The 22,877-nt window shown below is 70.9% G+C and carries 24 protein-coding genes; 8 read left to right on the top strand and 16 right to left on the bottom strand.

Going from position 1 to position 22,877, the window contains the following annotated elements:
• A complete protein-coding gene (locus OG866_RS23830) occupies positions 1 to 795 on the top strand; it encodes an AraC family transcriptional regulator (protein WP_329337612.1) in 795 nt (264 codons plus the stop codon).
• Here OG866_RS23830 and OG866_RS23825 read toward each other — a convergent pair.
• Both OG866_RS23825 and mshA read right to left on the bottom strand, forming a co-directional pair.
• A complete protein-coding gene (locus tag OG866_RS23825) occupies positions 787 to 1,299 on the bottom strand; it encodes a YbjN domain-containing protein (RefSeq protein ID WP_329337610.1) in 513 nt (170 codons plus the stop codon). The two genes, OG866_RS23830 and OG866_RS23825, sit on opposite strands and share 9 nt — an antisense overlap.
• Entirely contained in the window at positions 1,292 to 2,629 is a 1,338-nt protein-coding gene (gene mshA, locus OG866_RS23820) for a D-inositol-3-phosphate glycosyltransferase (protein ID WP_329337609.1), read from the bottom strand. Before mshA ends, OG866_RS23825 begins: the two co-directional genes overlap by 8 nt.
• A gap of 233 nt (positions 2,630 to 2,862) precedes the next feature.
• On the opposite strand from mshA, the gene OG866_RS23815 reads away from it, so the two are divergent.
• The 3 genes from OG866_RS23815 to OG866_RS23805 all read left to right on the top strand — a co-directional run bounded on the left by OG866_RS23815 (position 2,863) and on the right by OG866_RS23805 (position 6,493).
• The gene (locus OG866_RS23815) at positions 2,863 to 3,660 is read left to right on the top strand and encodes a class I SAM-dependent methyltransferase (protein ID WP_329337607.1); all 798 of its coding nucleotides are present in this window, start codon (positions 2,863 to 2,865) and stop codon (positions 3,658 to 3,660) included.
• 171 nt (positions 3,661 to 3,831) lie between these two features.
• Positions 3,832 to 4,905: a C40 family peptidase gene (locus OG866_RS23810; protein WP_329337605.1), complete on the top strand. Its 1,074-nt coding sequence runs from the start codon at positions 3,832 to 3,834 to the stop codon at positions 4,903 to 4,905.
• 259 nt (positions 4,906 to 5,164) lie between these two features.
• Positions 5,165 to 6,493, top strand: coding sequence for a PP2C family protein-serine/threonine phosphatase (locus OG866_RS23805; RefSeq protein ID WP_329337603.1), 1,329 nt, complete (start codon positions 5,165 to 5,167; stop codon positions 6,491 to 6,493).
• A 102-nt stretch (positions 6,494 to 6,595) separates the two neighbouring features.
• Here OG866_RS23805 and OG866_RS23800 read toward each other — a convergent pair whose 3' ends face one another.
• The 5 genes from OG866_RS23800 to OG866_RS23780 all read right to left on the bottom strand — a co-directional run bounded on the left by OG866_RS23800 (position 6,596) and on the right by OG866_RS23780 (position 11,073).
• Positions 6,596 to 6,928 (bottom strand): DUF2516 family protein, encoded by a 333-nt coding sequence (locus tag OG866_RS23800; protein ID WP_228049618.1) that lies wholly within the window; start codon positions 6,926 to 6,928, stop codon positions 6,596 to 6,598.
• Between the two features lie 110 nt (positions 6,929 to 7,038).
• Positions 7,039 to 7,701 carry a hypothetical protein gene (locus tag OG866_RS23795; RefSeq protein ID WP_329337601.1) on the bottom strand — a complete coding sequence of 221 codons (663 nt, stop codon included), beginning with the start codon at positions 7,699 to 7,701 and terminating at the stop codon, positions 7,039 to 7,041.
• 98 nt (positions 7,702 to 7,799) lie between these two features.
• Entirely contained in the window at positions 7,800 to 8,279 is a 480-nt protein-coding gene (locus tag OG866_RS23790; protein WP_329337599.1) for a helix-turn-helix domain-containing protein, read from the bottom strand.
• 66 nt (positions 8,280 to 8,345) lie between these two features.
• Positions 8,346 to 10,388 (bottom strand): HelD family protein, encoded by a 2,043-nt coding sequence (locus OG866_RS23785; protein WP_329337597.1) that lies wholly within the window; start codon positions 10,386 to 10,388, stop codon positions 8,346 to 8,348.
• Between the two features lie 76 nt (positions 10,389 to 10,464).
• Positions 10,465 to 11,073: a TetR/AcrR family transcriptional regulator gene (locus OG866_RS23780; RefSeq protein ID WP_329337595.1), complete on the bottom strand. Its 609-nt coding sequence runs from the start codon at positions 11,071 to 11,073 to the stop codon at positions 10,465 to 10,467.
• Positions 11,074 to 11,202: 129 nt separating this feature from the next.
• Here OG866_RS23780 and OG866_RS23775 point away from each other — a divergent pair, with 129 nt between their 5' ends.
• Positions 11,203 to 12,168 (top strand): zinc-binding dehydrogenase, encoded by a 966-nt coding sequence (locus OG866_RS23775; protein WP_329337594.1) that lies wholly within the window; start codon positions 11,203 to 11,205, stop codon positions 12,166 to 12,168.
• A gap of 53 nt (positions 12,169 to 12,221) precedes the next feature.
• On the opposite strand, the gene OG866_RS23770 is transcribed toward OG866_RS23775, so the two are convergent.
• The 3 genes from OG866_RS23770 to OG866_RS23760 all read right to left on the bottom strand — a co-directional run bounded on the left by OG866_RS23770 (position 12,222) and on the right by OG866_RS23760 (position 16,308).
• On the bottom strand, positions 12,222 to 14,324 hold the full coding sequence (locus tag OG866_RS23770) for a phosphotransferase (RefSeq protein WP_329337592.1): 2,103 nt from the start codon (positions 14,322 to 14,324) through the stop codon (positions 12,222 to 12,224).
• A gap of 368 nt (positions 14,325 to 14,692) precedes the next feature.
• Positions 14,693 to 15,400, bottom strand: coding sequence for an HAD family hydrolase (locus OG866_RS23765; protein WP_443063556.1), 708 nt, complete (start codon positions 15,398 to 15,400; stop codon positions 14,693 to 14,695).
• Between the two features lie 29 nt (positions 15,401 to 15,429).
• Entirely contained in the window at positions 15,430 to 16,308 is an 879-nt protein-coding gene (locus OG866_RS23760; protein WP_329337589.1) for a GntR family transcriptional regulator, read from the bottom strand.
• Between the two features lie 167 nt (positions 16,309 to 16,475).
• Between OG866_RS23760 and OG866_RS23755 the strand changes: the two genes are divergently transcribed.
• Positions 16,476 to 16,664, top strand: coding sequence for a hypothetical protein (locus OG866_RS23755; RefSeq protein ID WP_329337587.1), 189 nt, complete (start codon positions 16,476 to 16,478; stop codon positions 16,662 to 16,664).
• Between the two features lie 45 nt (positions 16,665 to 16,709).
• Here the strand turns inward: OG866_RS23755 and OG866_RS23750 are convergent, their stop codons facing one another.
• Positions 16,710 to 17,618: a winged helix-turn-helix domain-containing protein gene (locus OG866_RS23750; protein ID WP_329337585.1), complete on the bottom strand. Its 909-nt coding sequence runs from the start codon at positions 17,616 to 17,618 to the stop codon at positions 16,710 to 16,712.
• 188 nt (positions 17,619 to 17,806) lie between these two features.
• Here OG866_RS23750 and OG866_RS23745 point away from each other — a divergent pair, with 188 nt between their 5' ends.
• Positions 17,807 to 17,989, top strand: coding sequence for a hypothetical protein (locus OG866_RS23745; RefSeq protein WP_329337584.1), 183 nt, complete (start codon positions 17,807 to 17,809; stop codon positions 17,987 to 17,989).
• Between the two features lie 219 nt (positions 17,990 to 18,208).
• Here the strand turns inward: OG866_RS23745 and OG866_RS23740 are convergent, their stop codons facing one another.
• Both OG866_RS23740 and OG866_RS23735 read right to left on the bottom strand, forming a co-directional pair.
• Positions 18,209 to 19,471, bottom strand: coding sequence for a GNAT family N-acetyltransferase (locus OG866_RS23740; protein WP_329337582.1), 1,263 nt, complete (start codon positions 19,469 to 19,471; stop codon positions 18,209 to 18,211).
• 181 nt (positions 19,472 to 19,652) lie between these two features.
• Positions 19,653 to 20,210 (bottom strand): RsiG family protein, encoded by a 558-nt coding sequence (locus OG866_RS23735; RefSeq protein ID WP_329337580.1) that lies wholly within the window; start codon positions 20,208 to 20,210, stop codon positions 19,653 to 19,655.
• Positions 20,211 to 20,366: 156 nt separating this feature from the next.
• On the opposite strand from OG866_RS23735, the gene dtd reads away from it, so the two are divergent.
• The gene (gene dtd / locus OG866_RS23730) at positions 20,367 to 20,792 is read left to right on the top strand and encodes a D-aminoacyl-tRNA deacylase (protein WP_329337578.1); all 426 of its coding nucleotides are present in this window, start codon (positions 20,367 to 20,369) and stop codon (positions 20,790 to 20,792) included.
• 42 nt (positions 20,793 to 20,834) lie between these two features.
• Here the strand turns inward: dtd and ygfZ are convergent, their stop codons facing one another.
• Genes ygfZ through OG866_RS23715 form a run of 3 tightly spaced genes read right to left on the bottom strand, consistent with a single transcriptional unit; the run spans position 20,835 to position 22,856 of the window.
• Positions 20,835 to 21,800 carry a CAF17-like 4Fe-4S cluster assembly/insertion protein YgfZ gene (ygfZ, locus tag OG866_RS23725; RefSeq protein WP_329337576.1) on the bottom strand — a complete coding sequence of 322 codons (966 nt, stop codon included), beginning with the start codon at positions 21,798 to 21,800 and terminating at the stop codon, positions 20,835 to 20,837.
• A gap of 10 nt (positions 21,801 to 21,810) precedes the next feature.
• Complete coding sequence (locus tag OG866_RS23720) at positions 21,811 to 22,248, bottom strand: Fur family transcriptional regulator (protein ID WP_194085150.1); 438 nt, start codon at positions 22,246 to 22,248, stop codon at positions 21,811 to 21,813.
• Positions 22,249 to 22,280: 32 nt separating this feature from the next.
• A complete protein-coding gene (locus OG866_RS23715; protein WP_329337573.1) occupies positions 22,281 to 22,856 on the bottom strand; it encodes an FABP family protein in 576 nt (191 codons plus the stop codon).
• Positions 22,857 to 22,877 lie beyond the last annotated feature (21 nt).

Below are 22,877 nucleotides of genomic sequence, written 5' to 3'. Positions count from 1 at the left end.
ATGACCGCCCGGCAGGAAGTCTCCGCCTGGCGCCCGGCCGTCCCGGGTGTCAGGGAGGTCTTCCACGCGCACTTCACCGGGTACGCCTATCCGATGCATGTGCACGAGGCGTGGACGCTGCTCATCGTGGACGACGGGGCCGTACGGTACGACCTCGACCGGCACGAGCACGGCACCCCGCACGACACCGTGTCGCTGCTGCCGCCGCACGTCCCCCACAACGGCTCCCCCGCCGGCCCCGGCGGCTTCCGCAAACGCGTCGTCTATCTCGACACCACGGTGCTGGGCGAGGATCTCGTGGGGCCCGCCGTGGACACCCCCGATCTGCGGGACCCGCTCCTGCGGCGGCGCGTGGGGCAGCTTCACCACGCCCTCGACCATCCCGGCGACGAGCTGGAGGCGGCCGGCAGGCTGACGTTCATCGGGGAGCGGCTCACCGCACATCTGCGGCCCCGCCTCGCCACCGACGTCCCGCGCGCCGACCCCGGGCTCGCCCGCCGGCTGCGTGAGCTGCTGGACGCGCGGGTCGTCGAAGGGGTCGCCCTGGAGGAGGCCGCCGCACTGCTGCACGCCCATCCCGCCCATCTCGTACGGGCGTTCAGCACGGCCTACGGCATCGCCCCGCACCAGTACCTCAACTCCCGCCGCGTCGACCGCGCCCGCCGACTGCTGCTGGAGGGACGGCGGCCCGGCGAGGTCGCGGCGGCCACCGGCTTCTTCGACCAGTCCCATCTGACCCGGCACTTCCGGAAGTTGGTGGGGGTCACACCGGGGCGGTACGCCACGTCAGCTTGAGGGGCCGTCCGCCGGACGTTGCGTGAGGTGCGTGAACGCGTCCAGGTTGCGGGTCGACTCGCCACGGGACACGCGCCACTCGTACTCCTTGCGAATGGCGGTCGCGAAGCCCAGTTCCAGCAGGGTGTTGAAGCTGTCGTCCGCCGCTTCCAGGGTCTGGCCGAGGAGGCGGTCGATCTCGTCGGGGGTGACGGCGGCGAGCGGGAGCTTCGCGGTGACGTAGATGTCGCCCAGCCGGTCGACGGCGTAACTCACGCCGTACAGCTTGAGATTGCGCTCCAGGAGCCAGCGGTGGACGCCGGGCTCGTTCTCGTCGGGGTGGCGGATGACGAAGGCGTTCAGGGAGAGGGAGTGGCGGCCGACGAGGAGAGAGACCGTCGTCTTCAGTTTGCGGGTGCCGGGGAGCTGGACGACGTAGGTGCCGGGGGCGGGGCTCTCCCAGTCGAGCTCGTTGTCCTTGAGGACGGCCTCGATGACCTGCGCCGCCTTCTCCGTGTCAGCCATGGTGGGAGCGTACGTGACGGCGGTGGGCCTGGGTCGCGGCCGTGTAGACGTCGGCCGTCGCCGCCGCGGCGGTGTCCCAGCCGAAGGACTGCGCGTGCCGCGCGGCGGCGGCGCCCGCGCGGGCGGTCAGCTGGGGGTCGTCGGCGAAGTTCGCGAGCACGCGCGCGTAGTCGGCGGGGTTGTGGCCCCGTACGAGGAAGCCGGTCTCGCCGTCGCGGACCGCCACCGGGAGGCCGCCGACCGCGGCCGCCAGGACCGGGGTGCCGGCCGCCTGTGCTTCTATCGCCACCAGGCCGAAGGACTCGCTGTACGACGGCATCACCAGCAGCGACGCCGCTCGGAACCAGTCCGCGAGCTGGTCCTGGCCGACGGGTGGGCGGAAGCGTACGACGTCCGCGATGCCCAGGCGGGCGGCCAGCTTCTGCAAACCCTCCGGCTTGGCCAGGCCGCTGCCGCTGGGGCCGCCGACGATCGGGACGACCATGCGGGAGCGGAGTTCCGGGCGTTCGTCGAGGAGGACGGCGACCGCGCGCAGGAGGATGTCCGGGGCCTTCAGGGGCTGGATGCGGCCCGCGAAGAGGGGGATGAGCGCGTCCTGGGGGAGGTCGAGGCGGGCGCGGGCCGCTGCGCGGCCGTCCGCGGGGCTGAAGCGGTCCAGGTTCACGCCGGGGTGCACCACCGCGACCTTGGCGGGGTCGGCGTCGTAGTGGTGGACGAGTTCGTCGCGTTCCTCGGTGGTGTTCGCGATGAGCCGGTCCGCCGCGTTGACGATCTGGGTCTCGCCGATGACCCTCGCGGCGGGCTCGGGGGTGTCGCCGTCGGCGAGGTTGGCGTTCTTGACCTTGGCCATGGTGTGCATGGCGTGCACCAGGGGGACGCCCCAGCGCTGGGCGGCCAGCCAGCCGACGTGGCCGGAGAGCCAGTAGTGGGTGTGGACAAGGTCGTAGTAGCCGGGGCGGTGGCCGGCCCAGGCCTGCATCACGCCGTGCGTGAAGGCGCACAGCTGGGCGGGGAGCTCCTCCTTGGCGAGGCCCTCGTAGGGGCCCGCGTCCACGTGGCGGACCAGGACGCCGGGGGCCAGCTCCACGGTGGGCGGGAGGGACGCCGTGGTCGCGCGCGTGAAGATCTCGACCTCGATGTTGATCGCGGCGAGGCGCTGCGCCAGCTCGACGATGTAGACGTTCATGCCGCCCGCGTCGCCGGTGCCGGGCTGGTGCAGGGGGGAGGTGTGCACGGAGAGCATCGCTACGCGGCGGGGGCGGCGGTGCAGCCTGAGGCGCGGGGGCGTGGCCGGGGAACGACGCCCGAGCCTGCTGACGTACTGGCTCACGTGGCGTTTCCTCCTTGCAGCGGGCATGCCGGACGGAGGGTGTGGGGCGCCCTCCAAGGGGGTGCAACGTCGGAGGGGCTCGTTCCCATTCCGGGCTGGGCGGTTTTTGCCCTCGCATTACCGTGGGTCGCTCAACTGTTCGGGCTTGCGTTGCGTTGCGGGGCGGCCGGTGCGGGCCCGTTGTGGGTCGGGGCCGCGCCGGGGGGGCTCGTGTGCCGCATAACCTCGTACGTATGACATCTCGCGCCGCCCGTCGTCCTGTGGGCACCGTTACGCGCGGGACCACCAATCCCAATCGGCTGCGGCGGATGGATCGATGGATCGCCGCCGTTCATGGTGCCGAGCTACGGCGGGCCGTTGATCCCGTCGCCGTGGATCTTGGGTACGGGGCCGCTCCCTGGACGGCCGTGGAGCTGCTCGCGCGGCTGCGTACCGTCGCTCCACGCGCGCGTGTGGTGGGCGTGGAGATCGAGCCGGCCCGGGTCGCCGCGGCGAAACCGTACGAACAGGACGGGCTGGTGTTCCGGCACGGCGGGTTCGAGATTCCGATTGCCCAGCGGCCGATGCTGATCCGGGCGGCCAATGTGCTGCGCCAGTACGACGAGGACGAGGTGGCGGCCGTCTGGGAGCGGCTGCGCTCCCGACTGGCCTCCGGCGGGCTGCTCGTCGAGGGGACCTGCGACGAGATCGGGCGGCGGCATGTGTGGGTCGCGCTCGGGCCGGAGGGGGCGCGGACGGTGACCTTCGCGGCACGGTTGGGGTCACTGGAGCGGCCGTCCGATCTCGCCGAGCGGCTGCCCAAGGCGCTTATCCATCGGAATGTCCCCGGGGAGCCGGTACATGCCTTTCTGCGGGACTTCGACCGGGCGTGGGCCACTGCCGCGCCCTATGCGTCGTACGGGGCCCGGCAGCGGTGGATGCGGGCCGTACGGGAGTTGCGGGCCGACTGGCCGGTGCTGGACGGGCCGGTGCGATGGCGGCAGGGCGAAGTGACCGTGGCGTGGGAGGCGTTGGCGCCTCGGGGTCGCTGACCTGCGGGGAACGATCTCTGTGAGTCGTTCGTCACAAGGATGGGGAGATCGTCATGGGGCGGGTGGATCAGGGGGAGGGATGCACTGCCTCTGTCGTTTTCTGTCATGACATGGCACGATCCCCAGGCGTCCGTAAGTTACTGACGGTAAATCAGATATGGGGGCTGGGGTATGGGTGCGGGCAAGCGTGGGCTGGTGACTGTTGCCGTGACCGTGGTCTGTGCGGTCACTGTGCTGGCGGCGCCCGGTACGGCGTTCGCGGCGCCGGCCCCCACTCCGACGCCCTCGGCGTCCGCCACCCCCGTGACCAACAAGGACCTTGAGGCCGTACGCACCCAGCTGGACGACCTCTATCACGACGCCGCCGTGGCCACGGACCAGTACAACGCCGCCGAGGAGGCCGCCGACCAGCAGTCGGCCGCGATCGTGGCGTTGGCGAAGAAGATCGTCAAGGGGCAGGAGAAGCTCGCCGAGTTGAAGCAGCGGGCGGGGGCCGCGGCCGCCGCCCAGTACCGCAGCGGCGGACTGCCCGACGAGGCGCAGCTGATGCTCAGCGACGACCCGGAGGACTTTCTCAACGGCGCCGGGCGGGTGCTCCAGGGGCAGCGCGCCACCAAGGGGCTCCTGGCGGAAATGACCCGCGCCCAGCAGGACTTGGAGCAGTACGCCGAGGACGCCTCCGCGCAGTGGACCAAGCTGGAGGCCAACCGCAAGGCCAAGGCCGCCGCCAAGAAGAAGGTCAAGAAGCGGATCGCCGCCGCCGAGGAACTCGAGTCCAAGCTGGAGAAGGAGGAGAAGGAGCGCCTCGCGCGGCTGGAGCAGCAGGCCGCCTACAAGGCGCAGACCGCCTGGCTCGACTCCGGGATACTCGACGAGATCGACGGCAAGGCGTCCGCCCAGGGCAAGAAGGCCGTGGCGTACGCGACCGCGCAGATCGGCAAGCCCTATGAATGGGGCGCCGAGGGGCCGGGGTCGTACGACTGCTCGGGGCTCACCTCGCAGGCCTGGGCCAGTGCCGGGCAGCCCATTCCGCGGACCTCGCAGGAGCAGTGGAAGCAGCTGAAGAAGGTCGACGTCAAGGACATGCGGCCCGGCGACCTCATCATCTACAACTCCGATGCCAGCCATGTCGCGATGTACCTGGGTGACGGCGCGATCGTGCACGCCCCGCGGCCGGGGCGGACGGTGACGATCGCGGGGGCGGGGTCGATGCCGATCCTGGCGGTGGTGCGGCCGGACGCGTGAGGCCGCGTGGCGGGGGTCACGTGACGCAGGGCACCTCGGGCGTCGTACAAACCCGGTGTGGACGTGACGTTCGTCATTCCGCCACCTCGGGCGGGGTGTCCAACTGCGGTAGGGAACGCGGCATATGACAGTGGCCGCCTGCGGAGCCGCGTGCCGTGCACCATTCCGTTGCGACGCCGACTACCGCTATGGTCCCCGTCGGTGGGTCGAGGTCCCTCGCCCCACCATGCCCTCGGGGGGAGGGAAGGAACCCAAGACGATGCCCGTACCCGTACCGCGGCAGAGAGCGATCCCGGCCGTGGAAGGTGGTCAGGCGCAGGCCGCGACAGCAGTCGGCGGCCCGGTCGGCGGCCCCCTCGGCGGCCCTGCGAAGGACGAGGCCCCGCGTAAGGACGGCACGGTCGAGAAGCACCACGGCACCCCTCTGACGCTGCTGGTGATCGAGGACGATCCCGGCGGCTCGACGCTCGTGCCCGAGCTCCTGGACTCCGCCGGCAACCCCATCCGCGTCCGCACGGCCCGCAACCTCACCGAGGCCGAGCGCCTGCTCACCGACGACGTCCACTGCATCCTGCTCGACCTGGCCCTGCCGGCCCCGGCGCGCGGCGACGACCACGACGAGCTCGCCGTGCTCAAGCACGTGCTCCAGCTCGCCCCGCGGCACGCCGTGATCGCCCTCACCGCCTCCGGCGACGCCGAGCGCGGCACCGAAGCGGTGCGCGTGGGCGCCCAGGACTATCTCTTCCGGGACGAACTGGACAGTCGGCTGCTGAGCCGCGCGATCCGTTACGCCGTGGAGCGGAAACGTTCCGACACCGCAGAGCGGCGGCTCGCGGAGGGCCGGGTACGGGCGCAGGAGAACCGGCGCCTGGAGCGCGGGCTGCTGCCCACACCGCTGCTGGAGGGTTCGACTCTCCGGTTCGCCGCCCGGTACCGGCCGGGGCGTTCGCGCGCCCTGCTCGGCGGTGACTTCTACGACGTCGTACGGACCTCCGACGGCACCGTCCACGCCATGATCGGCGACGTCTGCGGGCACGGGCCCGACGAGGCGGCCCTCGGGGTGGAGCTGCGGATCGCCTGGCGGGCGCTGACCCTCGCGGGGCTGTGCGGTGACGAGCTGCTGGGGACGCTCCAGCAGGTCCTGGAGCATGAGCGGGCCGACGACGAGATCTTCGCGACGCTGTGCACGGTCGACATCGCGCCGGACGGACGCCGGGCCGGGCTGTGCCTCGCCGGGCATCCGGCGCCGCTGGTGGCCCGCCCGGGGCGGCCGGCACAACTGCTGCCGTACGACAACAACGGTCCCGCCCTCGGGCTGCTGCCCGGGGCCCGCTGGCCGCGGATGCAGGTGGAGCTGGGGCGGGAGTGGAGCCTGATGCTCTACACCGACGGGCTCATCGAGGGGCACATCGGGGCGGGGCGGGAGCGGCTCGGGCAGGACGGCATGGTGGAGATGGTGCGCCGGCAGCTGAGGGAGGGGCTGCGGGGCGAGGCGCTGCTGCGGGCCGCCGTGAACGAGGTGCGGGAGCTCAACGGGGGCGAGCTGGCCGATGACGTGGCGGTGGTGCTGCTGGATCGGGCGGCCTGAGCGCCGTTTTGGATCCTGTGGTGTGCCGGGTGCGCGTCCGTTGTGGCTGGCCGCGCCCGCGCGGAGCCGTGCATCGGAACAGCCCCGCGCCCTGAAAAGCCTTTACCGGCCGCCGTTCCACGGGCCGTACGGGCCGTCGCTGCTCGAACCGCCGCCCCTGCGGCCCCGCCCGCCGGACACCTGGCGCAGCGCCGGGCGGACGTCCACGAAGAAGACGATGGACGCGACCAGGCCGGCGAGCTGGAGGAAGAGCATCGGGACCAGGAGGTTCACGGCCACCGCGATGCCGAGGATGATCAGCCAGAAGCCCTTGCCCTGCTTGTCGGCCGCGCGGTACGCGTCCTCACGGAAGAGGGCGGCCATCACGAAGGCCACCACCGCGAAGGCCAGCATCGCGAGGTAGAGCAGCCACATCAATCCCGCGAAACCCTGCATCAGCACAACGTCCACCACCTGACTCGGCTCGTCATTACGCGGTCACCGTACCCGTACAACGGGCCGGACACCCCCGAGGTGCCCGGCCCGTTGTACAGCTGCGCCCGTCGTCACTTCGCGGGCGGCGTCGTCTTCTTGGCGGTGGTCTTCTTCGCCGGAGCCTTCTTGGCGGCCGTCTTCTTCGCCGGCGCCGAAGCGGCAGCGGGCGCGGGAGCCGGAGCGGCGGCGGCCGGCTTGGGCTCCGCCTTGACCTCGACGGGCTCGGCGTTCGGCTCGACGGCGATGGCCAGCTCCTCGATCTCCTCGGCGGCCTCGCCACGCCAGGTCTTCACGGCCTGCTCGCCGTGCTCGGCGACCTTCTCGTAGGTCTCCCGCGCCTTCACGGCGTACTCGGCGGCGACGCCGACGCCGCGCAGGGCGAAGTCCTGGGCGCTCTCGCCGAACTTCTTCAGATCGGCGTCGAGGGTGCTGCCGAGCTTCTTGATGTCGCCGTCGAGGCTCGCGATGAACTCGCCGACCTTGGCCTGGAGGGACTCCTGCGCCTCCTTGGCCTTGGCACCGGCCTCCTTGGCGCGGGCGGCGGCCTTCTCCTGGACGGCCTTGGGGTCGGTACCGCGGACGGCCTCGATCTTGGCCGGGGCCTCGGCGCGCAGCTGCTCGACGATGCCGGGGACCTTCTTCGCCTGCTGGAGGGCCAGGTCGGCGGTGCCGGCGGCGAAGTAGAGGGGGGTGGGGTCGCTGAGGGTCTTGCGGAGGTCGTCGGTGATGGCCATGGTGATGGTTCTCCCGGGTCGCTTGCAGATGAGGGTTTTGGGTTCCGCGGTCAGTGGCCTCTGTGTCGGTCGTGCGTCCGCATCGGTGTGCGTCCGCCTCAACTGGCCGTCTGCTGCGGATCGGCGTCGCCGCCGTCGGCTGTGCGGGTGCCAGGCGCGGCGTCGTCGCCGCGGTCCTGTATGCCGGTGGTGCCGTCGGCTTCGACGGCCTCGGTGTCGGCGTCGGTCCCGAATCCGTTCTCCTTGCGGAAGGACTCGTAGATCTGGAGCAGCACCTGCTTCTGCTGCCCGCTCAACGTGGGGTCGGCGAGGAGGACGGCACGTGTCTCCACCTCGTCCCGGTCCCGCTCCGCGTCGAGGATCCCGGCCCGGACGTACAGCGTCTCGGCGGAGATCCGCAGCGCCTTGGCGACCTGCTGGAGGACCTCCGCGCTCGGCTTGCGCAGCCCGCGCTCGATCTGGCTCAGATACGGATTGGACACCCCGGCGGCGTCGGCGAGCTGCCTGAGCGACAGCTGCGCGTTGCGCCGCTGCTCGCGCAGATACTCACCGAGATTGCCGACGTTCAGCGATGCCATGCCTCCACTGTGCCGCACGACCGCTAACTGTTGCAAGCACCCGCTTGCAAAAGTGTGCCACGCCACTTACGGGAGTGGCTGGAACGGCAACGGCCGTCCATGCACCACCTCCAGCCCCGTCACCGCCCGCGTGAGCACCACGTACAGCCGGTGCAGCCCCCGTTCCTCCGCCTCCGCGATCGCCGCGGGCTCGACGGCCACGACATGGTCGTACTCGAGCCCCTTGACCAGCGAGGCCGGGACCAGGGTCAGGCGGGCGCCCAGGTCGTCGGGGCCGGCCGCCGGGATTTGGGCCGCGTCGAGGGCCGCCCGCACCCGGGGCACGTCCGCGTCGGCCGTGATCACGCCCACCGAACCCTCCCGGGCCAGGGCGTCGCGCACGGCGGCGACCGTCGCGCCGGTGAGGTCGTCCCCCGCCTCCCGGATCCTCAACTCCCCGTCCCCGCGCAGGGATCGCGCCTCCGGCACGTCGACGTCCAGGTGCCGCAGCAGCCGGTTGGCGAGCCCTACGACCGCCTCCGGCACCCGGAACCCGGTGGTCAGCGGCACGACGGCGGCGTCGGGCCGGCCGAGGTGGGCGAGCAGCGCGCCCCAGCTGCGGGCCGCCCACGGCGTGGTTCCCTGCGCCAGATCCCCCAGCACGGTCAACGAGCCGAACGCGGCCCGCCGGGCGATGGCCCGGCACTCCATCGGGGAGAGGTCCTGCGCCTCGTCGACGACGACATGGCCGTACCCCTCCGGATGCTCGATCAGCCCGCCGACCTCGTCGAGGAGCACGAGGTCGGCGGCCGACCAGCGGGCCGACTTCCACGACCGCGGCGGCTTGGCCCAGAGCAGCGCCCGCTGCTCGTCGGCGTCCAGCAGACCCTCGGCGGCCACGGCCAACGCCCCTTCCGTCCCCAGCAGTTCGGCGACGACCTCCTCCGCCCGCACCCGCGGCCAGACGGCGTCGACGTACGGCCTGACCGCCGTCGACATCTTGCGCACCCACGCGTACGGCGGCGGCCCGGCCCGCCGCTCGGCCAGCGCCCGGAGGTGGCCGACCGCCCGTGTCCGCACCCGCTCGCGCCCGACGGCGTACGGCGGTTCCTCGGCCCGCACCTCGGCCACGATCCGCGCGAACTCGCCGGCCGGCACCCGCCACCGGTACGCCCCTTCGGGAATCGCGATCTCCTCGGCCCTCGCCGCCGACACGCGCGCGTACAGCGCCCGCCGCAGCACCTCGGCCATCCGCGGGTCGTGCTTCAGCGCGGCGGCGCGCGCGTCGTCGTGGCCGGTGACCGGGTGCCGGCCGATCTCCTCGGGCAGCGTGGCCTGCCGTACGCCGGTCTCGCCGAGGGCGGGCAGCACCTCCGCGATATAGGAGAGGAAGGTGCGGTTGGGCCCGAGGATCAGCATGCCGCCGCGCCGGATGCGCTGCGGGTGGGTGTAGAGGAGGTAGGCGGCCCGGTGCAGCCCGACGGCGGTCTTCCCCGTCCCCGGAGCGCCCTGCACACACACGGAGACGGCGAGATCACCTCGTACGAGATCGTCCTGCTCGGGCTGGATGGTCGCGGCGATGTCGCGCATGGGGCCGACGCGGGGGCGCTCGATCTCGCGGACGAGGATGTCGCTGGCGCGGTCCTCTCCCCGGCTCAGGTGCTCGTCCTCGTGACCGGTCAGGTCCCGCGACTCCCCCTTGCTCCCCGGCGCCCACCCGAACCGCCGCCGCACGGCGACGCCCTGCGGGTCGTGGGCGCTCGCCTGGTAGAAGGCGCGGGAGACGGGGGCGCGCCAGTCGACGACGAGGGGCGGGGCGGCGGGGTGCTCGCTGATCCGGAGCCGGCCGACGTGGTAGGCCTGCCCGGCGTGCTCACCGCCGTCGAAGTCCAGCCGGCCGAAGAACAACGGCCCTTCGGGCAGCTCCCGCATCTCCTTGGCCTTGCTGCGCAGCTGGTACCCGAGGACTTCGGCGTCGGCCCCGGAGGCGGAGACGTTCTCACCGACGACGACCTGCTCCTGGGCGCCGTCCACCATGGCGGCGAGGGCGGCGCGGCAGGCGTCGTGGTGGGCGCGTTCGAGGTGAAGGGAGGGGAGAGCGGGGAGGGCGGCCGGGTGGGGTGAGGTCATGGGAACGAGCCTACCGGCATTTCGTTACCGAGTTAAATTTTTTACCGAGCATCATCCGCTGCCCACCGTCGCTGGGCTAGGAGTACCGCGGCAGCGCCGCCTCCAGCAGATCGAAGGCCCGCTCGGCGTCCCCGAGCGCCGCCGCCCGCACCTCGTCGGCGGCCTGCCCCGCCCCGATCCGCCGCCAGTTCTCCTGAGCGAGGACGCGGCGTACGGCGATGATCTGCCCGGCGGCCAGCCGCGCGTCGAGGTCACCGCCGAGGGCCGCGGCGAGGGCCTCCTCGGAACGCTCCAGGTGGGCGTACATACGGGCGACGAGCGCGGGCGTGCCGTAGAGGAGCTCGTAGAACGCACGGACGGCGGGGTGATCGTTGACCCCGGTGATGGGATCGGCCTGCTCGACCCCCTCCAGGAAGTTCCGCCGCAACGACTCCAGCGGCGCCCCCCGCCCCTCCCGTACCACCCGCGCGGCCTCGTCCTCGTGGTCGGCGATGCGATGGAAGACGAGATCCTCCTTCGCCGGGAAGTAGCGGAAGAGGGTCGGCTTGGAGATCTCGGCCGCGGCGGCGATCTCCGTCACCGGAACAGCGTCGTAGCCCTTCTCCAGGAAGAGACGGATCGCGATCTCGGAGACCGTCTCGTACATCCGCTGTTTCTTGCGTTCGCGCAGCCCGATCTCGTCCATGGGGTCGAGCGTAAGGGCGCCGCGGCAGAAGCCCGTCAACGCCCCTGCCCGGCGCCCTTGACCTCAAGTCCGGTCGAGGTCGAAGACTGCCCGCACGGACACATCGACGACGAACGACGGAGGCAGCTCATGCGAGCGGCACAGGTGCAGGGGTTCGGCGGCACGGAGACGCTGGTCCCGGTGGACCTCCCGGACCCGGCCCCCGGCCCGGGCGAGGTGCTGATCGAGGTCGCGTACGCCGACACGATCTTCCTGGAGACGCAGCTACGGGCGGGCTGGGGCCGTGAGTACTTCCCGACGACACCGCCGTACGTCCCCGGCGGCGGCGTGTCCGGAGTCGTCGCCGCCGTGGGTCCGGACGTGGACGGGGCCTGGCGGGGCCGCCGGGTCGTCTCCCTCGTCACCGGCAGCTACGCGTCGAAGGCCACGGCACCGGTCCCGTCTCTCACGGAGGTCCCGGCCGGCCTGGACCTCCTCACGGCGGCGGCCCTGGTCCACGACGGCGTGACGGCGACGGGCCTGCTGGAGCTGACGGCCGTCAGCGCCGACGACCGGGTCCTCGTCCTGGGCGCGTCGGGCGGGATGGGCACGCTGCTGGTCCAGCTGGCGCGGGCCCGGGGCGCTCGGGTGACGGCCCTGGCCCGGGGTGCGGAAAAGCTGGCGCTGGTAAGGGAATTGGGGGCTACGGCCGCCGTGGACATCGCGGGAGCCGACTGGCCGGAACGGGCTCGCGAGGCGCTAGGCGGAGACGGGGCGGACGTGGTCCTGGACGGCGTGGGCGGCCAACTGGGGGCGGCGGCCCTCGCCTTGACGGCGGACACCGGCCGCTTCTCCGCCCACGGCGCGCCGACCGGCGGCTTCGCGAGCGTCGACAGCGCTGAGGCCGGGCGGCGGGGCATCAAGGTGTTCGGCATCGGCGACGTGCAGTTCGGGCCGGCCGAGGTACGGCGGCTCATGGCACGGGCGTTGGAGGAGGCCGCGGCGGGGCGGTTGCGGGCCGTGGTCGGGGAGGTGTTCCCGGTGGACCGGGCCGGGGAGGCGCATGCGCGGATCGAGGGGCGGGGGGTGGTGGGGAAGGTGGTGTTGCAGATGTGACCCCACGGGCCGGCACGGGCCGTGCCGGCCGTCGCGGGGCCGTCGCGCGGTGGCTACGCGAGCGCCCGGGCCAGGTGCGGACTGGCCGTCGAGCGCGCCGGGAGACCGAGGGACGCCGTCGCCGACGCCAGCGTCATCGCGTAGGAGTCCAGTGCCCGGCGGACGTTGGGGGCGTCCAGGCTCGCGCCGGTGACGAGGCGGTCGAGGTCGATGTACGCGGAGCGCACGATCTCGATCCAGCGGTAGACGTCCCAGTCCCGCTCCCAGGCGACGGTGTGCTCGGGGGACAGCAGGCTCGACCAACGACGGAACATGCGCTCGCGGATCTCCGGGCGGGTCGGGGTGAGGTGCATGTGCCGGACGAGGTCGTAGAGCGGGTCGCCCACGACGGCCATTTCCCAGTCGATGATCGTCAGCGCCCGCTTGCCGGGGCGGCGCACCAGGTTCCACGGGTTCAGGTCACCGTGCAGCAGGGTGGGCGTGCGGTGGCTCACCCGGTGCCGCTTCAGGATCTCGCGGAGGCGCGCGGCATCGGGCAGACCTAGGATCCGGGCCAGCTGCTGGGACTCCTTCGGCAGCCCGCCGACGAGCAGGACCAGTTGTTCGCTCAGCCAGGGATAGAAGTTGCCCTGGCCCGCGGCGGGGTCGAGCTGCTTGTAGTCCACGGTGGTCAGGGCGTGCAGTTGGGCCACGAGCCCGTCCGCCTCGTGCGGCAGCAGGCCGTGCACGGGGTGGTTGGGCGGCTGGTCCGTGTCCTGCGGCCCTTCGTAGGTGTGGATGGCGAAAGGTTCCCCCTCGTAGCTGGACCCCAGGGCCAGGAACCTCGGCACCGCCACGGCGGCCCCCGACTGCTCGATGGCCCGCAGCACCGCGTGCTCACTCAGAAAGCCGCGCTCGCGTCGGCAGACGTTGGCCACCTTGCGCCGTACGACGACGGGGAAGTCGACCCCGGGAACCCGCACCACCGAGTTGAGGTGCCCGGTGCCCTTGAAGACCCGGCCGGCGGGTGCGGCGCCCTCCGCGATCAGGGCCTCGCGCACGGCCGAGCGGGGAAAGTCGGGGTGCTCGGCAGAGCGCGGGTCCTGACTCCGTCCGCTGATACGGAACGACAGGCCGTGGCCGCCGTTCCTGGCCGTCTGCCACCGGAAGAGGATCCGCCTGAGCTCGGGCTCGCCCGGAACACCGCCGAGGCCGAGCGACCGCGCCCCCTCCTCCAGGGCCCGGCTCACCCGCCCCGTCGCCTCGTCCAGCCGTTGCTCGCCGACGGCGTCGAGCAGGGAACGCGCCGCCGTCATCACCGTCTGGTACACGGACAGCGCCCGCTCGAAGGCGATGTAGTGCCGCAGATCCCTGCTCAGGCCGTTGACGGCCGCGGGGCGCGGCGACCGCATCGCCTTGGCCCACGACTCGGTCACCTCGTCCCACTGCTCCGTCGGGTAGCGCATGCGCACGAGATGGGCGGCGAGTTCGTAGAGCGGATCGCCGTAGGTCGCCGACTCCCAGTCGACGAGGACGGGCGGACCGCCGTCGCCGGGCATGATCAGACTGTCCCGGCTCAGGGCCGTGTGGAGCACGCTGTACGGCCGCCGGGACATGACCGGAGCCTGCTCGGCCAGCCGCAGCATGGCGTCCGCCGGGACACCGAGGGCGGTGAACAGGCCACCGAACGCGGTCCAATGGGGCTGGACGACCTGCCGGTGCGCCATGAGGGCGCGGATGCGCAGGAACCCCTGACGGTCCGTGTGGTTGCCGGGCCAGTCCGCCGGCAGGGACGGCAGCGCGGTGCCCCGCACCTGGGTCAGCCGGGCGAGCTGCTCGGTCAGGGAGTCGACGATCGGGGAGTCGACGTGCTTGTCGTCACCGCAGAGTTCCGAGAGCGGGAGACCGTCCACAGCGGTGTGGACGACGAAGTCCTCGGCCCCGAAAAGGCGCTCCGGCACACCGGACAGCACGGCACGGACCGCTCGGACGACCTGCGCCTCGTAGGGCCAGGTCCTGATGCTCGTGGACCGCGTCTCGGGGTGCCGGACCCGCACGATCACGGGGGTGCCGGCCGCGAGACCCGCCAGGGGCGCCATCGCGTGCGACAACGGCAGTTCGTACACCCGCCCGTGCGGTCCGTCGGCAACCGGGGTTCCGCGCGTGGCCAGGGCCACGAAGGCCTCGACGACGCCAGGCTTGACGCGTCCCCCGTGGTGAGGACGGGGACGGGGTGATGGGCCCACGGGCCGCTCCGGATGACTCGCGCGAGGGAGGTAGGTACGGCAAGGCAACAGTAATTGCCGTTTTTATCAGGCACGACCAGAGCCGAGCTCGAGTAGCCACTACGGGTGGTGGATTCTCTACCTCGTCAGGCCGGCCGAGGATGAGGTGTTCTCACCCATTACACGCGCGGGACCGAGCGTTTGGCTCAAGCGGTTCGGGGATGCTATCGCATGCGGCCGGTCTTTCCGGCCAGTCCGGGGAGTCACCTGGCGAGGTGCTTCCAACGCACTCGATGTGTCTTGGGCCCGGCTCCGATGACTCAGGGCCGGCTCTTCACCATGGACTGGATCACGTCCAGCGAGCGCACCACGACCATGGCTCCCGCCGCCCTCAGTTCCCGCTCCTTGTCCTCGTTACGCGCGTAGCCGACGAACGGAACGCGCGCCCTGTGGGCGGCGACGTAGTCGAAGGAGGAGTCGCCGATCATCAGGGCCTCGGAGGGGGCCGTACCCGTCGCGTTGAGCGCGCGATTGAGGCAGTGCGGGTTGGGCTTGAGGTGGTTGAGGTCCTGGGTACGGCCGTAGATGTGGGGGGCGAAGCACGGAAGCAGATCGCGGCCGTTCAGGTAAGCGCGGACCACCTTGGGTGAGTTGTTGGTCGTAACGGCCAACCGGGCGCCCACGGCCGTCCAGGTGCGTATCAGCGGGTCGGCGTAGATGGTGGGCCGGGCCGAGGACGCGGCGCGCAACTCCTCCCTGGTGAGACGTTCCTCCAGTTCCGCGACCAGGTCGCTGTCCGGGTGCCGTCGGTCGACGGCTGCCAGGATCACCTGAGGATTGAGGGACTTCCGTTCGTCCTCCGTCACCAGACCGTGCAGGCCGCGGCTCTCCAGCCACTCGACCAGTTCCGTCGCCACGCGCTCCGCCGAATGCCCCGCGAAAAGCTGGCAGATCGGGCCGTCGAAGTCCCACAGCACGACCTTGGCCTGCTTGATCACTTCTCGCAGTTCCGCTGTCTCTTCTGCCACCGAATCAGTCTGCGCCGTATCAGGAGTCACTAGGAGAGTGTCAGGTCCGTCGTGATGGTTTCCCAGAGGGCGTCGAACCACTTCTGGGATTCCTCCACGAACGCCGCGTCGCGCTGGCCCGCTTCCTTCACGAAGGAGAAGAGGACGGAGCGGGAGCCGAGGACGTCGTACATCTCCAGGGTCTGGCTCTCGTACTCCTCCTCGCGGCGTTCGAGCATGTAGTAGCCGAGCAGTACCTCGTCCCCGTTGAGCAGGTACATCTTCACCGGCGGGGTGAAGGGCAGGGCGCGGAAGGTGACCGTGACGTCGATGCCGTGGGTGGAGCGGACGGCGTTGAGGTTGTGCTTCAGCACGTGGGCCTGGGCGTTGCGCATCTTCAGCCAGCGCTGGTGGACCGGGTCCTCCTCGCCGTCCCGCTCGACCAGGACGGGGAAGGCGAGGTTGATGTCCCGGGACGGCAGCAGGACGCGGAACTCGATGGACTGGGGGCGGATCCTGTCCTCGTGTATCTGGCGCAGTGCGTCGCCGAGGGCCAGCATCAGGGTCTCGGAGGTGTGGCTCACGACGTCCACGCGTACCCGTGCCGCCGAGAAGGCCTCGGTCATCCTGGGCGCGAGCGAGACCATCGTCGGCTGCGGCGCCCCCCTGACCGGTGCCGGTTGCGCGATCCGGGGCGGGCTGCCCTTGCTCACGTTGCTGAGGAGGCCGTCCTCCTGGAGGGCGCGCAGGGCCTGGCGGACGGTGCCGCGTTCGACGTTGAACTCCTCGGCGAGTTCCGCCTGGGTGGGCAGGCGGTCGCCCGCCTTCAGATCGCCGGCGCGGATCCGGTCCCGGAGGATGTCGGCGATCTCCTGGGGCGAGAGTTTTCTGCTGCCGTTCAATGCCACGTTCTCCTGGGTCACGACCAAACGCTACAACTCTCGTCCATCTATGGGGAGTTGCTTGAGAGTTGTTTCGGAGTAGGTACCAAGTGGGGACAACTACATCAGAGATGGTTGCCAACTTCTCCAAGTTGGCGGAAGTTTTGCCTCCTTGTAGCCCAACCGCCCCGCCTCACGCCCTAAGGGGGAACCACATGCCCGCCATCTACCTCCTCTCCGCCATCTTCGCCGTCGGCGTCGAGCAGACCGTCCAGTGGAAGTACGGCGCCGCCGGCATCCTCGGCCTGCTGCTGCTCAGCGTCGGCGTCAAGGCCAAGAGTCCGGCCCTGAGCTCCGTCGGCGCCGTGATGCTCGCCCTCCTCGTCGCGGGGCCCGCCCTATGAAGAGGAACCACCCGGGTCCCCTTGGATCCACCCCTGTGGGAGACCTCAGCTCGTGAGCGTCAGCTCCGAACTGATCGTCTCCCACAGTGCGTTGAACCACAGATGGGACTGCTCCACGAAGGTGGTGTCCCGCAGCCCGGCACCCTGCTCGAAGGCGAACAGCATCGACTGGGTGCCCTCCGCGTCGTACATCACCAGCTGCTCGTGGTCGATCTCCTCCTCGCGCTTGGTGAGCGTGTAGTAGGCGAAGAGGGCTTCCGTGTTGTTGAGCAGGTAGAGCTTCACCGGCGGGGTGAAGGGCAGGGCCCGGAAGGTGACCTTGACGTCGATGCCGTGGGTGGCGCGCAGGGCCAGGAGGTTGTGCCGGAGCACCTGCCCCTGGGCGTTGCGCTGGGACAGCCAGCGGCGCTGCACCCTGCCGTCCGTCGAGGCGTCCACGGGGATCGGGAAGGCCAGCTCGATGTCCCGGCTCGGCAGCAGGACACGGACGTCGACCTTGGCCGGTTTCAGTCGTCCGGCGTGAATCTGGCGCAGCGGTTCGCCGAGGGCGAGGTTGAAGGAGACCGAGGTCAGACACAGGGCGTCTATCTCGACGTGCGGGGTGGCGAAGGCGGCGGCCACGCGCGGGGCGAGGGCGACCATCGTCGGCAGCGGCGGGGCTCCGGGGCCGGTCAGCGCCCTGCCGAGGTCGGTGGCGACCGTCGCGGGGCTGCCCTTGGAGACGTTGGTGAGCAGCTGCTCCGACTGAAGGATGCGCAGGGCCTGCCGTACGGCTCCGCGCTCCACCTCGAACTCGTCCGCCAGCCTGGCCTGGGTGGGCATGCGCTGACCCGGCCGCAGCTCACCGGACCGGATGCGGGAACGCAGCTCGTCGGCCACCTCGCGGGGTGACCTCTGTGACCGCTGCGCCTTCTCCGGCCCATTGACGGAGACGGGTTTCGGGTCCACGACCAAACACTACAACTTCCCGCCATCTTTGGGCAGTTCGAGGGAAGGTGGTTATGAGACGCTTCCAAGCGGAGATAAGTACAGTGAAGTTGGTTACCAACTTGCACAACATGGTCAAGCTTCAAGGGGGTTGGCGCCAGCCGACCGCGCACGACACGCAGCACGACACCATGCTTCGCCCAGGGGGGATCGTCATGCCGTTCGCCATCGCCATCGCCGCCCTAGCCATCGGATTCGAGCAGCTCGTGCAGTGGAAATGGGGGCCGATGGGCATCATCGCCTTCCTGCTGCTCACGGTCGGCGTCAAGGCCAGGAACACCATGGTGGGCGGCCTCGGAGCGGCGATCCTCGTGATGCTGCTCGCCCAGTCCGGCTGACCGGACCGCCCACGTCCGACGTCAGTCCGGCCGATCGGGCTCCCTTCCGGAGGGGAGCCGGGAGCCCGCTCGGTCAGCGGAAGACAGCACAGTCACAACTGAACATCGACAACTGAACATCGGCTTCTGAAGCACAGCCACAACTCCACAAGCACAGCCTCACAACTCAACAGCAACAGCTACGGATTCGTCCTTGTCGTCCGTCGTCGGAGGGAGGTCTCAGAACATGTCCGGGCACCACGGTCGCCTGGACGTACGCAGTAGGGCGTCGGCCACCTGGGCGGCGCCCACTCGTTCTTCCCGGACGCGGCCCAGCGCCGCGAGCCGTACGGCGGACTCGTCGCCCAGCCACAGGGCCGCCAAGTCGGCGACGTCCAGGGTGAGTTCGGGGCTCTCTCCGGTCGGCACGCAGGACGCGCCGTCCGCCGCCGCCTCCAGCCGGTAACGCCCCCCGGCCAGCCCGGCCGCGTCGGCCACCTCCAGAACCAGGGAGCCCTCCCCGTCGTACGCCCGCGCCTCCAGCGCCCGTACGACGTCCAGCAGCCGCACCCACAGCCAGTCCGCCTGCGTGGTGGCCTTCGCGGCCCGCGGGTTGGGGAGGTGGAAGGGGAGCAGGTCGTCGGGGGCGCGCCAGCCGGTCTTCACCTGGGTGACCCAGTCGATCGAGCAGAGGTAGTGCCACAGGGCGCGTTCGGCGGCGGGGGTCGTCGCGATCAGCCACTTCACCTGGGCCGTGTCGTGCGGCTGCTTGTCGTGCCAGGTGTCGTCGCAGAGGTAGGACACCAGGCCCTCGGGCTCACCGGACGGGGAGCGGTACAGGGCGTAGAAGGGTTCCGCCCACGGCGTGGGCTCCAGGTGGACGACACCCGTGTTGACCTGCCACCAGCGGTCGTCGCGGCTGACCGCGCCGGGCTGGACGCGGCGCAGGCGCTCATGCAGCTCGGGGCCGAGTTTGCGGACGTCCTCGGCGTCGACGAGGTCGATACGGCCGCCGTCGTCCGGGGTGGACCAGCGGGGGTCGAGGCCGGCCCGGGGGACGTCGACGGTCCACTCGGTCATCCAGGTGGTGGGGCCGAAGCCGTAGCGGCCGTAGATCTGGTACTCGGCGGCGATGAGGGTGGCGGCGACGTCTCCGCGGTCCTTCGCGGCGGTGAGGTCCTTGCTCATCATGCGGGTCAGGAGGCCGCGGCGGCGGTGGGTGGCGGTGACGGCGACGTTCGAGATGGCGTCGGCGGGGATCTGGTTGCCGCCGGGGACGGTGAGCTGCTGGTCGAAGGAGCGGAACGTCGCCACGCAGCGGTCGGTGTCGAAGGCGCCCTGGGTGCGGTGGGCCAGGAGGTAGCCGGTGCGGGAGTCGATCTCCTGCTGGGTGGGGGTGGGGCTGCGGAGGAAGCCGGTGTGGAGGGCGCGGGTCCAGTCGGGGATGTCGGCCTCGGTGAGGGGGCGGACGTCGATGGCGGAGTGCGGGCGGCGGGTGGTCATGGGGTCACGGTAGGGGGGTGGTGGGTGCGGGCCACAACAGTTTTCGCCCCCGCCGCCCCTACCCGTCCCATCACTGGGGGCTGCCGCCCCCAGACCCCCGCTGTCGGCCCCGAAAGGGCCTCGTCCTCGAACGCCGGACGGGCTGAGAGATAGGGAGCGGCGTCGGCGAGCCTGCTCCCCCTCACATCAGCAAGTCGTCCACCTGCGCCTCGCCCTCCCGGTAGCGGCGGGCGATCTCGCCGCTGCACTCGTCCGTCGTGCGCTGGAGGTGCTGTCGGCGGCGGGAGACCTGCTGTTCGTAGCGGACCAGGCGGCCCATCGCCTCGTTCAGCTCGGCGTCCGTGCGGGCGGCGAGGTCGGAGAGTTCGACCTCGGCGAGCATGTCGGCGGCCAGGCGGCGGTACTCCTCGTTGTGCGGGGTGCCCAGCGTGACGTGGCGGGCGGAGGAGCGCTGGCGGGCCGGAGCGTCCGTGAGGATCTCCGAGAGCCGGTCCACGACCGAGCCCTCGCCCGCCGGGGAACGCCGGGCCAGCTCCGCGCGCAGGATGTCGATACGGCCCTGGAGCAGACGCCGCACATAGCTGAGGTCCGCCTCGTCACGCTGGGCGTCCCGGCGCAGCGTGCGCAGCGCGGGCAGGTTCAGGACGGCCAGGTCGGGCTCCGGCGGGTCCACGGGCAGCCGCTGCGCGGGTGGTCTGACCGCGGACTCGGGTGGCTGCTCGGTACTCGGTGTGCTCATGTGCCTCTACCGTCCCCTCGACCGCCGTGTGTGAGCATCGTGCCACCCCAAGTGGCCGCTATGTGACCGAGTGCCCCCGAACGGCCCAGATGGGGGGTAAGGATCATTGAGAAGCCCCGTGCGGGTGGGCCGCCGCCCGCACGGCATCATGGGGCCATGCGTGCAGTGGTGCAGAGGGTCGACGGCGCGAGTGTCGTGGTCGACGGCGAGACGGTCGGGGAGATCAGCGGCGAGGGGCTCTGTGTCCTCGTCGGGGTGACGCACGAGGACACCAAGGAGAAGGCGGCCCAACTCGCCCGCAAACTCTGGTCGATCCGCATGCTGCACGAGGAGCGGTCGTGCAGTGACGCCGACGCTCCCCTGCTTGTCATCAGCCAGTTCACCCTGTACGGGGACGCCCGCAAGGGCCGCCGCCCCACCTGGAACGCCGCCGCCCCCGGCGACATCGCCGAGCCCCTCGTCGAGGAGGTCGTCGCCCAGCTCCGCGCCCTCGGCGCGACGGTGGCGACGGGCCGGTTCGGCGCCCAGATGCGGGTGTCCCTGACGAACGACGGCCCGTTCACGGTCCTGCTGGAGATCTGAGGTCGGGAACCCAGGGGCCCAAAGCCCTGGGCCGGCCAAGCCCTAAGGCTCGACCACGACTTCCTGTGCCGCCGCCGTCTCCCCCGCCACCAACGGCGCGTCCACGGCCACGTTCCGCTTCACCAACGCCAACGCCACCGGCCCCAGCTCATGGTGCCGTACCGACGTCGTGATGAAACCGATCTTGCGGCCGTCGGGGCCGTCGGACGCGAGGCGGAGGTCCGTGCCGGCGGGCGGGAGGTGGACCTCGCTGCCGTCCAGGTGCAGGAAGACCAGGCGGCGCGGGGGCTTGCCCAGGTTCTGGACGCGGGCCACCGTCTCCTGGCCGCGGTAGCAGCCCTTCTGGAGGTGGACCGCGGTGCCGATCCAGCCCAGCTCGTGCGGGATGGTGCGGTGGTCGGTCTCGAAGCCGAGGCGGGGGCGGTGCTGCTCGACGCGGAGCGCCTCGTAGGCGAGGAGGCCGGCGGCCGGGCCGGTCTTCGCCGCGTACGACTCCAGGTCCTCGCGGGGCAGGAACAGATCGCGGCCGTACGCCGTCTCGCGGACCACGACGCCCTCGGGCACCTCGGCGATGGAGCCCGCCGGGAGGTGGACCACCGCGATGTCCGCGGTGCGGTCGGTGACCTCGACGCGGTAGAAGAACTTCATGGACTCCAGGTAGGCGAGCAGCGCCTCCTGGGTGCCCGGTTCCACGTGGATCCAGACCGTCGCGCCGTCGTCGACCAGATACAGCGCGTGCTCGATATGGCCGTTGGCGGACAGCACCAGCGCTTCAGTGGCCTCTCCGACGGGCAGCTCGGCGACATGCTGTGTGAGCAGCAGATGCAGCCAGCTGAGCCGGTCGTCGCCGGTGACGGCGATGACCCCTCGATGGGAGAGGTCGACGAATCCGGTGCCCTCGGCGAGGGCGCGCTGCTCGCGGAACAGGTCGCCGTAGTGGGCGGCGACGTCTTCGTCCACGCCTTCGCCGGGGACGGCGCCGGGCAGGGACAGCAGAGGGCTCTTCATACGCCTAAGCCTACGACTCGGTAGTTGAAGCCTTCAGGGAACAGTCCTTGCAGCGGCCGAAGATCGCGAAGTGCTTCATGTCCGTCTCGAAACCGAAGGTCGAGCGCAGCTTCGCGGTGAACTCCGCCGCCACCTTGATGTCGGCCTCGATGACGTTCTGGCAGTCGCGGCAGACCAGGTGGATGTGGTGATGGCGGTCGGCCAGGTGGTACGTCGGCGCGCCGTGGCCCAGGTGGGCGTGGCTGACCAGGCCCAGCTCCTCCAGGAGCTCCAGCGTCCGGTAGACGGTGGAAATGTTGACCCCCGACGCGGTCTTCTTCACTTCCGTGAGGATGTCGTCGGGGGTCGCGTGCTCAAGGGTGTCCACGGCTTCGAGCACGAGTTGCCGCTGCGGCGTCAGCCGGTAGCCGCGCTGCCTGAGGTCGCTCTTCCAGTCGGTGCTCACCACACCGACGAGTGTATGACTACTTGAGCGAATGCTTACTTGAAGAAGGCGATGCCGTCGTCAGGCATGTCATCGGGCAGGGCCTTGGCCCAGCGCTCGACGTCCTCCGGGGTGACGACCTTCTTCAGGTGCGCGGACATGTAGGGGCGCAGCTCGACCTCGGGGGTCTGCTTCTCGCCGACCCACATCAGGTCGCTGTTGACGTAGCCGTAGAGGCGCTTGCCACCGCTGTAGGGGCCGGAGGCCGCCGTACGGGCCACCGCGTCCGTGACGATGTCGATCTGCGGCTTCTGCTTGGCCAGCTCGCCGTACCAGATCTCGACGACACCGTCGTCGCGGACCATCGTGACCTCGACCTTGCGGTCGGCGTCGACGCGCCAGAAGCCGTGCTCGGACTCCAGCGGACGGACCTTGTTCCCGTCGTTGTCCAGGACCCAGGTGTGGGACTGGTACTCCAGGAAGTCACGGCCGTCGTGGCTGAAGGTGACCTCCTGCCCGAAGTTGCACTTCTCGGAGCCGGGGAAGTCGTGCACACCCGCGCCCGCCCAGTTGCCGAGCAGGAAGACGAGGGGGACGAGGTCCTTGTGGAGGTCGGACGGGATCTCGATCATGAGCTTCTACAGTTCCTAGCT

This window comes from Streptomyces sp. NBC_00663 (genome assembly GCF_036226885.1).
Taxonomy (GTDB): Bacteria; Actinomycetota; Actinomycetes; order Streptomycetales; family Streptomycetaceae; genus Streptomyces.
This window is presented reverse-complemented; position numbering and strand designations above follow the sequence as displayed.